At 48.9% G+C, this 14,556-nt stretch carries 13 protein-coding genes; 12 read left to right on the top strand and 1 reads right to left on the bottom strand.

Annotated features, from left to right (window positions below; genetic code table 11):
• Nucleotide 1: 1 nt before the first annotated feature.
• From MHH63_RS26655 to MHH63_RS26710, 12 genes are all read left to right on the top strand, one after another.
• Nucleotides 2–931, top strand: a complete 930-nt coding sequence (locus tag MHH63_RS26655; RefSeq protein ID WP_042185778.1) for an ABC transporter permease — start codon at nucleotides 2–4, stop codon at nucleotides 929–931.
• A 58-nt stretch (nucleotides 932–989) separates the two neighbouring features.
• Nucleotides 990–1,889 carry an FAD binding domain-containing protein gene (locus tag MHH63_RS26660; RefSeq protein ID WP_248547812.1) on the top strand — a complete coding sequence of 300 codons (900 nt, stop codon included), beginning with the start codon at nucleotides 990–992 and terminating at the stop codon, nucleotides 1,887–1,889.
• A 34-nt stretch (nucleotides 1,890–1,923) separates the two neighbouring features.
• Nucleotides 1,924–4,218 carry a xanthine dehydrogenase subunit D gene (pucD, locus tag MHH63_RS26665; RefSeq protein ID WP_076302168.1) on the top strand — a complete coding sequence of 765 codons (2,295 nt, stop codon included), beginning with the start codon at nucleotides 1,924–1,926 and terminating at the stop codon, nucleotides 4,216–4,218.
• Nucleotides 4,205–4,741 carry a (2Fe-2S)-binding protein gene (locus MHH63_RS26670; protein ID WP_081383303.1) on the top strand — a complete coding sequence of 179 codons (537 nt, stop codon included), beginning with the start codon at nucleotides 4,205–4,207 and terminating at the stop codon, nucleotides 4,739–4,741. The genes pucD and MHH63_RS26670 overlap by 14 nt, the downstream gene beginning before the upstream one ends.
• Nucleotides 4,742–4,745: 4 nt before the next feature.
• Entirely contained in the window at nucleotides 4,746–5,258 is a 513-nt protein-coding gene (gene uraD, locus MHH63_RS26675) for a 2-oxo-4-hydroxy-4-carboxy-5-ureidoimidazoline decarboxylase (protein ID WP_076185397.1), read from the top strand.
• Nucleotides 5,259–5,301: 43 nt separating this feature from the next.
• On the top strand, nucleotides 5,302–6,252 hold the full coding sequence (gene pucL, locus MHH63_RS26680) for a factor-independent urate hydroxylase (RefSeq protein ID WP_341172263.1): 951 nt from the start codon (nucleotides 5,302–5,304) through the stop codon (nucleotides 6,250–6,252).
• The gene (uraH, locus tag MHH63_RS26685) at nucleotides 6,252–6,626 is read left to right on the top strand and encodes a hydroxyisourate hydrolase (RefSeq protein ID WP_076125436.1); all 375 of its coding nucleotides are present in this window, start codon (nucleotides 6,252–6,254) and stop codon (nucleotides 6,624–6,626) included. Before pucL ends, uraH begins: the two co-directional genes overlap by 1 nt.
• A 33-nt stretch (nucleotides 6,627–6,659) precedes the next feature.
• Nucleotides 6,660–8,054: an allantoinase gene (locus MHH63_RS26690; protein WP_339281802.1), complete on the top strand. Its 1,395-nt coding sequence runs from the start codon at nucleotides 6,660–6,662 to the stop codon at nucleotides 8,052–8,054.
• Nucleotides 8,051–9,307, top strand: a complete 1,257-nt coding sequence (locus tag MHH63_RS26695; protein WP_076305465.1) for a M20 family metallo-hydrolase — start codon at nucleotides 8,051–8,053, stop codon at nucleotides 9,305–9,307. Before MHH63_RS26690 ends, MHH63_RS26695 begins: the two co-directional genes overlap by 4 nt.
• Nucleotides 9,308–9,341: 34 nt before the next feature.
• Nucleotides 9,342–10,574 (top strand): pyridoxal-phosphate-dependent aminotransferase family protein, encoded by a 1,233-nt coding sequence (locus MHH63_RS26700; RefSeq protein ID WP_341172264.1) that lies wholly within the window; start codon nucleotides 9,342–9,344, stop codon nucleotides 10,572–10,574.
• Between the two features lie 239 nt (nucleotides 10,575–10,813).
• Entirely contained in the window at nucleotides 10,814–12,625 is a 1,812-nt protein-coding gene (locus MHH63_RS26705) for an adenine deaminase (RefSeq protein WP_445321775.1), read from the top strand.
• Between the two features lie 357 nt (nucleotides 12,626–12,982).
• The gene (locus MHH63_RS26710; RefSeq protein ID WP_076125508.1) at nucleotides 12,983–13,435 is read left to right on the top strand and encodes an IDEAL domain-containing protein; all 453 of its coding nucleotides are present in this window, start codon (nucleotides 12,983–12,985) and stop codon (nucleotides 13,433–13,435) included.
• Nucleotides 13,436–13,527: 92 nt separating this feature from the next.
• Here the strand turns inward: MHH63_RS26710 and hemH are convergent, their stop codons facing one another.
• Nucleotides 13,528–14,541 (bottom strand): ferrochelatase, encoded by a 1,014-nt coding sequence (gene hemH, locus MHH63_RS26715; protein ID WP_341143961.1) that lies wholly within the window; start codon nucleotides 14,539–14,541, stop codon nucleotides 13,528–13,530.
• Nucleotides 14,542–14,556: the final 15 nt, after the last annotated feature.

Below are 14,556 nucleotides of genomic sequence, written 5' to 3' on the forward strand. Positions count from 1 at the left end.
GATGGATTTTACAACACAGCTACTTATTGCCGCTATTTCCGCAGGGACCCCGCTGCTGCTGGCTACGCTGGGAGGCATTCTAAATGAACGAGCCGGCATTATACAGCTTGGGGCTGAAGGTCTGATGCTGATGGGGGCGGTCACCACTTGTATCGTGTATATTCGCTCCGGAAACCTGTTGCTGGCTCTGCTGGCTACCGTAGCTGTAACGGCTGTGCTTGGTTTGCTGCATTCTTTTCTTTGTGTGACCTTGCGGGCGAATCAAACGATGTCCGGTCTTGCGATGACCTTGTTCGGCAGTGGGTTGAGCGCTTATCTTGGTAAACCGATCAGCGGCATTCCTTTGCCGGGAACCTCCCCTAAGCTGCATCTGGCTTGGCTGGAAAATGTACCGTTCATCGGAAAAATATTCGGCAACATGGACTACCTAACCTGGTTCAGCCTGCTGCTAGTGCTTGCTCTGCATCTGCTAATTCACCGCACTTCATGGGGCCTGCATTTGCGGGCAGTCGGAGACAGTCCGGCTACCGCAGATGTGATGGGGATCCGTGTGCAGCTTATCCGCTACAGCTATGTGATCACCGGTGCTGCTCTCATCGGTCTGGCCGGAGCGGATATGGTATTGGCCTATGCGCCAACCTGGAATGAAGGGCTGACAGCCGGTCGAGGCTGGATTGCGGTAGGGCTAGTGATTTTTGCCAGATGGAATCCGCTGCGCGCCTTGTTCTGCGCTTACTTTTTTGGGGCATTGGATTCACTTGGCTTCCGCATTCAATTGCTGGGCAGTGCAGTTCCGCCCTATTTTCTCAAAATGATTCCGTACCTTGTGACCATTCTGGTCCTGATGTACCTGGGGTACCGCAATCGCAACAAACCATCCGGTACACCGGAGGCGCTGGGAGTTCCTTATATTCGGGAACAAAGGTTTTAAGGCAGGCTATACGAGAAGGGAAGCGGCAATCTGGTACTCAAAAAGGGGGGCGGAGTGTATGGGAGTTATAAGGGAAGAGGATGGAAGGCTACCTGAAGTAATTCAACCCCGCAGCCTGCACGAAGCTTGGGAGAGAAAAACGGCGTTTGGAGACAGTTCCCGATATGTCGCAGGAGGAACATTGCTGAGAACAGGGTGGGAAAATGGAACGGATCATATGCCCAAACAGCTGATTGATCTTCGGCAAATCACAAATCTCGGCGACATTACCTTAACGGAATTTCACTTATCTCTGGGCGCTCTTGTTCCACTCTCCCAGTGCCGCAGTAATGAGCATTTGCAGGCCGTGGCTCCTGCGCTGCAAGAGGCTGCACGTTGCATAGCGGCTCCGTCGGTGCGTAATCTTGCCACGCTCGGGGGCAATATCGCTTCTGGCTTCGGAGATATTCTACCTGCGTTACTGGTCTATGACGCGGAGTTAATCTCCTTTGACGGCAAATTTATGACGGCACTACCTTTGATAGAGTGGCTAAACAATCACTGGAGCGGGATAAAACCTGCGGCAGATCTTGTGGCTGAGATTCGCATCTCACCTACTCGCTTAGAGAGTCCGTTAACGGATAGGCTAGAAATTTTTCGTAAGGTTGGCCGCAGGGAAGTGTTCACCCCTTCACTTGTAACGGTAGCAATCTCAGCATCAATCGATGAGGAACTCCGTTTCCGTGAGGTGCGTATCGCCGCAGGTGGGGGCTCTGGGCGGCCGCAGCGACTAAGTAGAGCTGAAGTTATGCTTGAAGGTGTGAGGTATACAGAGGAGCTGTTGGCTTCTTTATATGAAGAGGTTGAGAACAGCTTTGAGACGTATAGTGATCCCTTTGCAACAGAACTTTACAAGAAAAAGACTGCTGGGAATTTGGTTGTATCTGAGCTGTGGAAGGCTATGAATATACGGAGTTAAGAGGTGAATAACCCGACGAAAGGAGAGAGGGAAAATGCTGCTGAATAAGGAATCCAGCGGTAGCCGCTGGCGTACACGACCCGATGGAGAGGGCAAGGTATCCGGTAAGCTGCAGTATTTGACCGACATGAGGGCAGAAGGAATGTTGATCGGCCGCGTGCTCCGCAGTGAGCAGGCACATGCTCGTATTTTGTCCATACGCATTGAGAAGGCCGTTGAAGTCCCTGGTGTACACGCTGTAATTACTTATGAGGATGTGCCCGGACTTAACGGCTTTGGCATAGCTTTGCCGCATCAACCGGTATTTTGCAGTGACCGTGTGCGTTACACTGGCGATGCGATTGCGGCAGTCGCGGCAGAGACGGACGAAATTGCGGAATACGCCTTATCTCTTATCGAAGTGGATTATGAGCTTCTACCCTTACTCGAGAACCCGGAAGAGGCGATGAAAAAGGACGCAATTCTGCTGCATGCCGAGGGAAACGTGCTTCATCATACGGAATATCGGAAAGGGGAGCCGGAAGCGGTATTTACGGATTGCTGTCATGTGGTAGAGGAGACTTATTATACACCACGCCAAATGCACACTTATATGGAGACTGAAGGTGGACTGTTTATCCCAGAGGATAACGGACGGCTTACCGTATATTCAGCTACACAACATGGGTTGATGGATCGCCTGCAGCTATCCAGAATTCTGGCTATTCCTCAAGAAGATATTCGCGTCATCTCGAGTCCTATCGGCGGGTCCTTTGGAGGAAAAGACGAGCTGAATGTACAACCGTATGGAGCGCTGCTCGCCTTGCGGACACTCCGTCCGGTAAGACTGCATAATTCGAGAGCTGAATCGGTACGTGCAGGACTAAAACGCCATCCCATGAAAATCACCATGAAAACTGGCTGCGACCCCGAAGGAATCATCAGGGCACATCAGGTCAGAATTATTTCGGATACGGGAGCTTACGCAACACTGGGGGCGGAGGTGCTCAACTTTGCGACAGAACATGTGATGGGCCCCTATATCATCGATCATGTGGATGTGAAGGGTTTTGCTGTATATACCAATAACGGTGTATCTGGTGAATTTCGCGGTTTTGGCGGCAATCAGGCGATTTTCGCTTTGGAGGGACAAATCGATCGGTTGGCTGAGCGATTGCAGATCGATCCGTGGGAAATGCGCCGCCGCAATTTGCGTAAATATGGAGATCTGGGGCCGCTGGGTCAGGAAATTGCTCAGACCGATGGTGCCTTTCAGGTGTGGGAAGCGCTGGCGGGTTCGCCTCTTATGACTGAGGCCGCATCTACAGACAGTGATTCAGGTGTTGTGGAACCTTGGATCGTAACTGGAACGGGTGCTGCTATAGCTATGCATGGTGCAGGACTTGGCTATGGTATTCCCGATCCGGCGGGTGGCAGGCTCTCTTTGACGCTAGAGGGCAAGATTGAGGCGGTGTTTGGTTACGAGGAGTTTGGTCAGGGGTTAATCGCAACAATGGAACAAATGCTGATTGAACAGTTTGGCTTGGCGGCAGAGGATCTAAGCATCGTCATTGGCGATACGGATGTTGTGCCCGATAGCGGATCTAGTACGGCTTCCCGATCAACCAGCATGATGTGGATGGCCTTAAAACGGCTGCGTCCAGACTTCACCGCTCGAGTGCTGCAGGCAGCTGCGATGATAAAGCCAGAGCTGGATAACTATGAAATGAAGCTCGGCCCTGGCGGTATTTGGCTAAAAGACGGCGGTCTGCTTCTGACTTACAAGGACTTGGCACAGCGTATTTCAGAACCCATTGTCTGTAATACAAAGTTTACTTATCCAACCACACCCTTTAAAAGAGTGGGGGCACATTTCCTATACACCTATTCCGCAATCGCGGTCCGTGTGGAAGTTAATCTGCTTACAGGACGTGTTCGTGTACTGGATCAATATCATGCGGTAGCGGCGGGACCGGTGGCTAATCCGCAAGGTTATCTTGGACAGATCGAAGGTGGCAGCAGTATGGCGGTCGGTTTCACCTTGTCAGAGGATGCTGTGATGTCTGGCGGCAGCTATGTCACCAAAAATTTAGACACCTATTTGGTGCCGACCATTGCCGATATGAATGGCAGCATTCAGGTGCAGCCGATAGAGGATTTGCCGGATCATGACACGTACGGTCCTCGCGGCATTGGAGAGGTGGGTTCCGTCAATTTAGCTCCGGCAGTCGTGTCGGCCATATTTCAGGCTGTAGGGAAGCGGATAACCAAGCTTCCCATTGATCCCGAATGGCTGCAGTCTACACCGTTTATTCCACAAAAGGTGGTGAACATCCATGTCGAGCCATAATTCAGATGCGAATCTAGATGAAGATAACCTTGCCCCCTTATCGTCTGAGGAAGCCTTTGCAGAAGAGAGGTTCACCTTTAATTGCAATCTTAATGGCAAAGCGATATCCACGGAGATTCCACCCTCCCGCCGGCTTTTAAAGGTCATACGTGAAGATTTGGAGCTGACCGGCACAAAACGTTCTTGTGAGATTGGCCGCTGCGGGGCATGTATGGTGCTGGTGGATGGACGTCCAGTGAATTCATGTCTGGTCATGGCCTATCAATGCTCAGGTGCGGAAATTACAACGATTGAGGGTCTTAGTGAAGTAGGCCTGCATCCCGTTCAGCGGGCTTTTTTAGAAGAGGGGGGGTTCCAATGCGGTTATTGTACACCAGGGATGGTTATCTCGGTGGTTGCTCTGCTGGAAGAGAACCCGCATCCTACTCAGGCTGAAGTGGAAGAAGCTTTATCGGGTAACATTTGTCGCTGTACGGGGTACGGTGGCATTTTACGAGCTGTTAACAAAGCTATTGGAGGTTGAGTGGATGGTCGTTTCTGAAGGCAGGTTTACGATGGAAGAGATAAATGCCATGAGTATAACGGATTTTGTGAAGCATCTAGGCGGCATTTTTGAACATTCACCGTGGGTAGCAGAGGAGGCTTATAAGCAGATTCCGTTCCATTCTTTAGAGCATTTGCACAGCACAATGATGCAGACCGTACTGAGTGCTGACCGGAGCCGAATGGAGGGACTATTAAAAGCTCACCCGGATTTGGCGACTAGGCTTCAAGTTACGGCTTTGTCTGCCTCAGAGCAGCAGGGAGCTGGACTGGATCGGTTAACAACGGAAGAGTTTAATCTATTAAATGATCTGAATCGAAAGTATACGGACAAATTTCATTTCCCTTTTATTCTAGCTGTTCGTGGCAAAAACAAAGATGACATTATCAGCGCCATTGGAGTGCGAGTAGAGCGTTCCCCTCAGGAGGAATGGGTTCAAGCCTTTTCTGAAGTCGGTACAATTACGAGATTTCGCCTAAGTGATTTAATTATTTAATTATTCATTCATTCATTGATCATAAACGGGGAGGGTGTCAGCCATGCTGGAACCAATTAACGGACGTACAATGTTTTATGGAAAAAGTGATGTGCTAACTTATCGTACCTATGCTAAACCGCTGGCCGTTACCCCCGTTCCCGAATCTTCCTTCACGGGCTGCGACAACATTATATTCGCACATAATATTACATTCGTGGTCACGGGCGAAGCGTTTCTTCCTTCTTTTTCAGAGGGGGATAATTCCATGGTTGTTGCTACCGATTCTATGAAAAATTTTATCCTGCGCAATACCGCGGACTACACTGGAAGCACAACGGAGGGGCTACTGCAGCTTCTAAGCAGCCGTTTTCTCGATAAATACGATCATGTCACCGCAGTTTCAGTTTCCGCAGACCGGTTACCTTTTGAACAGGTGATGGTGCTCGGGGTTGAGGGGCTTAAACAGAGTCATTTAGTACTGCGTCACTCCAATAATGAATCTTATTCGGCTTCGTTAACTATAAAACGTGGAGAGAATGGGACTGAGGTTATCGCTCATGAATGCCGATTGAAGGATTTACAGCTGATAAAAGTGAGTGGAAGCTCGTTTTATGGATTCGTCCGTGATGAGTACACAACATTGCCGGAGAGCTTTGACCGTCCGCTTTATATTTTTCTGAATATTAACTGGACCTACAGTGGTGTTGAGCATGCTCTGGATGGAGATCTCGGCCAATATGTGGCTGCGGAGCAGGTTCGCGATATCGCCCATAACGCTTTTCATGAGCTGAACAGTCCATCAATCCAATCGTTGATTTATCAAATTGGGCTGCGCGTATTGTCCCGTTTTCCTCAGCTGGCTACCGTTTCATTTGAGTCCAATAACCGGACTTGGGAAACCATTGTTGAGCCTGAAGAAACTAAAGGTGGAGTCTTCACCGAACCTCGTCCACCCTATGGCTTTCAGGGCTTTTCTGTCAGCCGTGCAGATCTGGCCGGAGAGATAGCGTAATGAGCGGGCGTCTTACCACCCATGTGCTGGATCTGTCGCGGGGGATTCCTGCTACAGGTCTGACGCTTCAGCTCTGGAAGCTTACGGATGGGATGAGCAAGCTTCTGTGTGAAGAAGTCACGAACAGTGACGGGAGGCTGGATGCTCCGCTGCTGGAGGGAAACGAAATGGAGTCTGGATGTTACGAGCTGCTGTTTATGGTTGGCGATTACTACCGTAGAGCGGATGCCAAAGCGTCAGCAGACACTCAACGTGAGATGCCTTTTTTTCTAGAACAGATACCTATTCGCTTTCATATAGAGAGCTCCATGCAACACTACCATGTACCTTTGCTAGTAGCACCTGGTGGATATAGTACGTATCGGGGAAGTTAAGAGAAAGTTGACGACCGGAGGAGGTGGCAGCTCATGAAGGAATCCTATGAACTTGTGATTAAGAACGGGAATGTAGTGCTGCCCGATCAGGTACTCAAGCTGGATATTGCAGTATCAGAGGGTAAGATTGTCGCACTTGGAGAGGAACTTTCGCTTGCGCCGCTAACCAAAGTCATCGACGCAGAGGGGATCTATGTGCTCCCCGGTATGATTGATATGCATGTCCACTTTAATGAACCAACGTTTGGACATTGGGAAGGCTTTCGCAGCGGTTCTGCGGCATTGGCAGCTGGCGGCTGCACAACCTATGCAGATATGCCGCTTAACGGCAATCCACCTACTGTGAACGAGGCTGCGCTTCGTCAAAAGGTAGATGCTGCGGCTGGAAACTCTGCCGTTGATTATGTGCTGTGGGGTGGGCTCGTTCCCGGCAATCTGGATGATTTAGAAGTTTTGGCAGCCGCTGGCGTCACTGGGTTTAAAGCCTTTCTCTCCAATCCTGGAGGGGAGGGCGAAGGCAGATTCCGTGAAGTGGATGAGGATACACTCTATCAAGGGATGCAGCGAATCGCTTCTCTGGGCGGGATTCTGGCGCTGCATGCAGAAAGTGAGGCTATCACGGCGGTGTTGACCGCAGATGCAGTGCGAAATGGCAGAAGCAGTGCCTGTGATTTTGCGGCTTGCCGCCCTGCTGAAGCAGAGCTGGAGGCAGTGTCCAGGGCGCTGCTGTACAGTGAACGTACGGGCTGCCGGTTGCATTTTGTTCATATTAGCACGGCTGCTGCCATTGAGAAAATCTATGAAGCTAAGCTTCGAGGTCTGGACGTTTCGGCCGAAACCTGTCCCCATTATCTGGTCCTCACTGAAAATGATATGAAGGCTTTAGGCCCTGTGGCGAAGTGTGCGCCTCCGCTGCGAAGTGCGGTGGAGCAGGAGAAGTTATGGGAGATGCTGGCCCAAGGCAAAATCGATCTGATTGCTTCGGATCATTCCCCCTGTCCAACGGAATTGAAGGTGAAGCCGGACTTGTCTTTTTTTGCAGCTTGGGGTGGGATCTCGGGTGCGCAGAGCAGTCTGGAGCTTATGTTCCATGAAGGCGTGAATGTGCGGGGTTTGGATGTTACATTAATTTCCAGTCTGCTTGCAGGGCAACCCGCAAAACGTTTTGGAATAGAGCATCGCAAAGGCGCTATAGCTCTAGGTCTAGATGCCGATCTAGTTCTGATGAATCCAAGCACAACCTATACGCTGACTGCGGAGGATTTATTGTATCGCCACAAGCACAGCCCCTACATCGGAAGAACTTTATCCTGCAAGGTAGTTGCTACGATCTGTCGCGGGAATGTGATCTATACCTCTGAAGAAGGAGTGATCAGTGAGGGAGGTGGACAGTGGCTGCGAATTAGGAAGGAGCAGTACAGCCTATGAATGATTGCAGAGTTCAAGCATCGACTCAGAAACTGCTGGAGCTGCTGGAGGAGCTGGCGGCATTCAGCACACCTGGGCCAGGAGTTACTAGACTGCTATATACGGAGGAATGGAGCCGGGCGCAGATTTTTTTGCGGGAAAAAATGGCTGGGTTCGGCTTAGAAGTTTCCATAGACAAGGTTGGCAATGTATATGGACGATTGAGTGGATGCAATCCGCAGCAAAAGGTTATTTTAACCGGATCGCATATCGATACTGTAGTCAATGGCGGAAAATATGATGGTGCCTATGGAATCGCTGCGGCTATGATTGCGCTTCAAGATTTGCAGAGGAACTTTGGCCAGCCGCAGCGGACGCTTGAGGTCGTATCTTTTTGTGAAGAAGAGGGGAGCCGATTTCCGCTTGCTTATTGGGGTTCGGGCCATGTCACGGAAAGGTATGACGGAAGCGAGGCCGAGACCTGTATGGATGCAGAGGGAGTGACATTACAGGCAGCAATGACGGAATCCAGCTTCTTACAGGACATAACGGAGGAGGAAGCTTCTAAGCGGACTGGAGTCAGAAATGATATTGGTGCTTTTGTAGAACTGCACATCGAGCAGGGGATTATTCTGGAGAAGACGGACACTCAGATAGGCGTAGTTCAGGGGATTGTTGGCCAGAGACGATATGTGGTCAAGGTCAGTGGTATTGCTAATCATGCAGGCACGACACCGATGTTTATGCGGCAGGATGCACTGGCTAGTGCGGTTGAAATGCTGTACGTGCTTGAAAGTGCTGCTAAAACTACTGGTGAACCTCTTGTAGCAACCTCGGGTAAGCTTGAGGTGTATCCGAATACGCCAAATGTGATCCCGGGTGAGGTTCTTTTTACACTAGATATCCGCCATAGTGAAGAGGACGAACTGGAACGTTTCTGTGAGAAGCTTCTTGCGGAATGTAATGAAATTGCTGTTAAACGTGGGGTGACTCTTGAGGTTACATCCGTGCTCAATACAGTCCCTGCGCCTATGGATATGAAGCTATCTGCAATGCTGGAAAATATCTGCCGCCAACAGGGGAAGACGTACCGCATGATGGTAAGTGGAGCGGGACATGACGCCCAGCTGTTTGCGCCGCGTTGCCCTACTGCGATGATATTTGCGCCAAGCCGAGCTGGGATCAGCCATTCTCCGGAAGAGTATACTTCCCCTGAGCAGCTCGTTGCTGGGCTTGAGGTTCTGACTGCGATGTTATATGAGTTAGCTTATTAAAAAGAGTTCGCCGAACTTTTAAGGGAGGATCATCATGAAGCGTTATGAAGATTTGTCGCCGTCCCAACGCTGTATTATGACTCCGGGTCCGGTCGAGATAGATCCGCGTGTACTGCGGGCGATGTCTTTTCCGGTGCTGGGTCAGTTTGATCCAGAGTTCACCTCTATTATGAATGAAACGATGGAAATGCTGCGGGAGCTGTTTGCTACTCGTAATTCATGGGCTTACCCTATCGATGGTACCTCCCGTTCTGGAATTGAAGCTGTGATGGTTAGTTTGATCCTGCCGGGTGAGCGTGTGCTGATTCCGATCTTTGGCCGCTTCGGACATCTATTGCATGAGATTGCTGAAAGATGTGGCGCTGAGGTGTTCGTGTTGGAAAAGCCATGGGGGAGTGTGTTTGAGCCGGATGAAGTGATAGCAGCTATGGAGACTTTTAAGCCACATGTGGTGGCAATGGTTCATGGGGAGACCTCTACAGGACGTGTGCAGCCACTCGCGGAAATCGGTAGAGCTTGCCGCCGGATGGATGCTTTATTCATAGTTGATGCAGTTGCAACCATTGGGGGCATTCCTGTCGAGACAGATGCTTGGATGTTGGATGCCGTCGTTGGCGGTACACAGAAATGCCTGTCCGTCCCTTCCGGAATGGCACCGATAACGTATAATGATCGTGCTGAAGCTAAGCTCATGACCCGAAAACGAGTAGAACGCGGGATTAGAACAAGTGATGTCCAGCCAGGTGACTTATCTTTTGTCCGCAGCAATTATTTCGATCTCAGCATGCTTCAGGATTACTGGAGTCCACAACGTCTCAATCATCATACAGAGATGACCTCAATGCTTTATGCACTGCGGGAGGGCTTGCGGCTTACCCTTGAAGAAGGGCTGGATGCCCGATTCGCCAGACATATCCTCCATGAAAAAGCACTTGTAGCTGGATTAACAGCTATGGGTTTAGAACTATACGGGGATCCTTCCTGCAAGCTTACTGTTGTTACCTGTGTGCTGATCCCTGAGGGGATAGATGGGGAAGCTGTCCGTTCGCTGCTGCTGGGGCGGTTCGGAATTGAAATTTCCAGTTCTTTTGGACCGTTAAAGGGAAGGATCTGGCGCATCGGTACGATGGGTTTTAGCTGTCGTGAGAATAACGTGTTGCGGCTGCTTGGAGCGCTGGAAGCCGCATTACAGCGTCATGGATTTAAGGGGCCTTGCGGGTTTGGGGTTCAGGCAGCACTTGACGTATATGAGGCAAAAGTAAGATAATCGTTGGAATAGAGCGGATGGCGGGAGAGTAAAAACAGGGGCATGTCCGGATGGTTCGGACAATCTTTGGGAATAAGTAAACGGCTATCATCTACAGGGATGATTGAGCCGTTTTTTCTTACAAATACAGACCTGCGCAACTATATTATCCTAGGCTTAATAGTTAGGCAATCCTCTATGATACGGATCTATTCACTACATCAAGACAACACTTGGATACTAACGGGGGAGAGATGAAGATGACAACTTTTACAAGAAAGCCTTTAGCAGATTGTGTACCTGAGCTTGTGGCTACGGCAAGAGGCGATAAACCGGCAACACTGGTAATTACAGGTGGAAAGCTGGTCAACGTATGCTCTGGTGAAATTCTAGAAGGAATGTCTGTTGGTGTTCAAGGTGGACGAATTGCTTATGTTGGTAAAGATGTGACACATATGATTGGCGAAGGAACGCAAGTTATTGATGCGAACGGCAAGTATATAGCTCCGGGATTGCTCGATGGCCACTGCCATATTGAGAGCACCCAGCTAACCGTTACTGAATTTTCCCGCGCTGTTCTGCCGCTTGGCACAACAGGTGGTTTCTTTGATGCGCATGAGATTGCTAATGTATTCGGGCTGAAGGGTATTCAATTGATGCTGGATGAGATGCGGGGTACGCCTTTAGCTGCTTACATGCAGGTGGCTTCTTGTGTACCTGCAGCAGGTGCGGAATTCGAGACAACGGGTGCCTCAATTGGTCCTGAAGAAGTTGCTGAAGCTTTTACTTGGGGCAAAGATGTGATTGCTCTGGGCGAAGTGATGAATTTCCCTGGCGTTGTTTACGGCGATGAGAAAATGCTTGGAGAGATTCAAGCTACGCTGCGGGCAGGCAGATTTGTTGACGGTCATTTCACATGGCCTTCCAGCGACTGGAGACTGCCAGTGTATGCTGCGGCAGGGGTAACTGGTGATCATGAGTGTGTTACAGCAGACGATGTGATTGAGCGCGTTCGACTGGGGATGTATGCCAAAATGCGCCGGGGCTCGGCTTGGCATGATGTTGCCAAGACCATCACCGCTCATACAGAGCGTGGACTTGACCCGCGTCGCATGATGCTGGTTACTGACGACCGCAGCTCGGAATCGTTACGGGACGAAGGTCATATGGATTTCGTTGTTCGCCATGCGATTGCTCAAGGCGTGAAGCCAGTAACAGCCTTCCAAATGGCAACTATTAATACAGCAGAGCGTTTTGGGTTGTCTCAGGATATCGGATCTATTACTCCAGGTTCTTTTGCGGATATTATTCTGCTGGACGGGAATTTGGCCGATGTTCACGTGGTACTTACGATTGCCGCGGGTGTAGTAGTTGCCGAAAACGGTGTGATGACGGCAGAGCTTGCTAAATTCACATATCCAGAGGAAGTTTTGGCTTCGGTTCATTTGCCGCAGCGTCCTACCGCCGAAGATTTTATTATCGCGGCTCCAATTGAAACAGGGGAACTTACTACAAGAGTTATTAAAGTAAGAGAAAATCATGTGGAGACCATTGAACGTATGGTTTCGGTACCTGTAGTGGCAGGGCAGCTGGATGTAAATGCTGTAGAGGGTCTGTGTAAAATCGCTGTGCTCGAACGGCATAAAGGAACAGGAAATAAATCAGTGGCTGTTGTGGAAGGCATCGGTTTTAAAGAACCGGCTGCTATCGCAATGACTGTTGCTCATGATAGTCATAATGTACTCGTCATCGGCAATGATAATGAGTTAATGGCCAAAGCTGCGAACGCGGTGGCGGACGCTCAGGGTGGGGTTGCCGTAATTACTTCTAGTGGAGAAACGTTATTCCCGTTGGCCATTGCAGGCCTAATGTCTACAGAGCCATTTGAAATTGCTGCTGAGAAATCAGCTGCGATCAGCAAATCGTTGTATGATGCCGGCTGTACTTTGAATTACGCGTTTATGACGTTATCGCTGCTTGCTTTGGCGGTTATCCCAACGTTACGTATCACAGATAAAGGACTCGTGCGGATTTCACCCGAGGGAATACAGTTAGTGCCATTGTTTGTTTAAGTAAATTAACTGAAGTATAATCCTAATGCAAAAAACTGTTCTGAGGTCGTAATGACCCTTCAGAACAGTTTTTTTGTTTAAATATAAGAAAGCAAAAGCTTCACATGTTGCGTAATCTTTATACATCTTATTGTAATGAACAATAATATTAAACAGATTTTTAGAGAATGAAACATTTTTCTGAGCGAAATCCTAAAAAAATATAAATAAAGCATAGTCAGGTGACGATAATAATGTTAAATTAGATAAAATTAAAGTGAATTAATGGAGTTAATTTTACATTAATGGCATATAAAGAATTATAGATAATGGCAGGTTTCGAATAACCCAACTAAGAGGGACGAGGTGCATGGAGAGATGATCAGACTAGAAACGCAAGATATTTTGAATATTAGCATGAAGCAAATTGCTACTATTTTTAAGATGAAGCCGCTTGAACTGAGATTTGTCACCGATTTTCAGGGTGAGAAATATCTCTTAACTAATGATAAGTTACACCTCAACAACCAGCAATATTGGGCAAAGGTTATGGAATGTGTCTTTGATGATCATGTTAGACCTGTGTTAATGTGTGAGGTATTATATTTCCTTCGTAATGAATTTCTGGAAAGTGACATTAAGTTATGTTTTTCTTATGATTACGCAGAGGATGGGAATGGCGCAGCTACAGCTACGGCTGAAGTATCCTTTAATGACTCAGCAGATTTACAGCCGAGTGAGATTGCCGAGCTGATTGATTTTGCGTTGACCTTGCAGGACAAGCAGTGGTTCCATGAACTGACTACGAAATATAAGCAGCTTACAGCATAAGTATCCTTTCGATTCTTCATGCTTAACAATTGATATAGCTAACCGTCTTGTCTGCAACAGAAATGATCTGTGGACAAGACGGTTTTTTTGATTTACCATCCTTGGGCGTTTTTTTCTACATGTTCAGCCAAAAAATCAAGCCAATCCTCATGGTCATTCAAACAGGGGATTGCCATAAATTCCTCTGCTTGTCCTCCACCAGCCTCGAATTGTTCTCGTCCTTCTATGGCTAGCTCATGCAGCGTTTCCAGACAATCGGTCACAAGACCCGGTGAAAAAATCAGAGGTCTACGTATTCCTCGTCCGGCAAGCTCTCCCAGAACATCCGCAGTAGAGGGTCCTACCCATTCTTCTCGTCCGAAACGTGATTGAAAACTAAGCTGCCAGCGTTCGGGCTCCCAGTTCATAGCAGAAGCAAGAAGACGCGCAGTTTCCATACATTGCTGCGGGTAAGGATCACCGGTATCCGCATACCGTTTGGGAATCCCATGGAAGGTCAGTACAAAATAATCAGGTTCTTTGCTCAGAATCTCCATTTGACGCAGTAGGTGTGACTTCAAGGCTGAAATATAACCGGGCTCATTATAGTAGGCATCAATAAATCTTAGAGCCGGAATCAGACGTTTAGTTACAGGTCCAGTGGAGCTTTGGCGACCTAAGGCTGCAAAGCTGGCCTGATCGAATACGGATGCGGTAGTCGTGGACGAATATTGCGGAAACAGCGGCACAATGATAATTCGGGTAACTCCGGCGGTGTCGAATTTCGCCATCGCTTGCTCCATGCTGGGTTCGCTATAAGCCAATCCAAGCTCTACCTGATACCGTGGACCCAGCAGTTCTTGTAATCCAGATTGCTGAGCTAAAGAGTGAAAGAGCAATGGTGATCCTTCGGTTGTCCATATTTGACTGTACAGCTCAGCGGACCGGCGTGGACGTGAACGCAGAATGACGCCTCGCAGCAAAGGCTGCCACAGCAGAGGAGAATAATCTATGATTCGGCGATCTGATAAAAAACGTTTCAGATAAGGCCGTACAGCTTTTGCAGTTGGTGCAGTAGGGGTGCCGATTTGGGCGAGTATAACTCCAATAGGTGGCTGTTTGCTCAAAGCACAGAACTCCTT

The organism is Paenibacillus sp. FSL H3-0310 (assembly GCF_038002785.1).
Lineage (GTDB): Bacteria > Bacillota > Bacilli > Paenibacillales > Paenibacillaceae > Paenibacillus_AQ > Paenibacillus_AQ odorifer.

Coding starts and splice junctions, on each gene's coding strand:
- MHH63_RS26670 (WP_081383303.1), top strand. CDS start 4,205: ATGTCGAGCCATAATTCAGATGCGAATCTAGATGAAGATAACCTTGCC.
- MHH63_RS26655 (WP_042185778.1), top strand. CDS start 2: ATGGATTTTACAACACAGCTACTTATTGCCGCTATTTCCGCAGGGACC.
- pucL (WP_341172263.1), top strand. CDS start 5,302: ATGCTGGAACCAATTAACGGACGTACAATGTTTTATGGAAAAAGTGAT.
- uraD (WP_076185397.1), top strand. CDS start 4,746: ATGGTCGTTTCTGAAGGCAGGTTTACGATGGAAGAGATAAATGCCATG.
- pucD (WP_076302168.1), top strand. CDS start 1,924: ATGCTGCTGAATAAGGAATCCAGCGGTAGCCGCTGGCGTACACGACCC.
- MHH63_RS26705 (WP_445321775.1), top strand. CDS start 10,814: ATGACAACTTTTACAAGAAAGCCTTTAGCAGATTGTGTACCTGAGCTT.
- MHH63_RS26710 (WP_076125508.1), top strand. CDS start 12,983: ATGATCAGACTAGAAACGCAAGATATTTTGAATATTAGCATGAAGCAA.
- MHH63_RS26660 (WP_248547812.1), top strand. CDS start 990: ATGGGAGTTATAAGGGAAGAGGATGGAAGGCTACCTGAAGTAATTCAA.
- MHH63_RS26700 (WP_341172264.1), top strand. CDS start 9,342: ATGAAGCGTTATGAAGATTTGTCGCCGTCCCAACGCTGTATTATGACT.
- MHH63_RS26695 (WP_076305465.1), top strand. CDS start 8,051: ATGAATGATTGCAGAGTTCAAGCATCGACTCAGAAACTGCTGGAGCTG.
- uraH (WP_076125436.1), top strand. CDS start 6,252: ATGAGCGGGCGTCTTACCACCCATGTGCTGGATCTGTCGCGGGGGATT.
- MHH63_RS26690 (WP_339281802.1), top strand. CDS start 6,660: ATGAAGGAATCCTATGAACTTGTGATTAAGAACGGGAATGTAGTGCTG.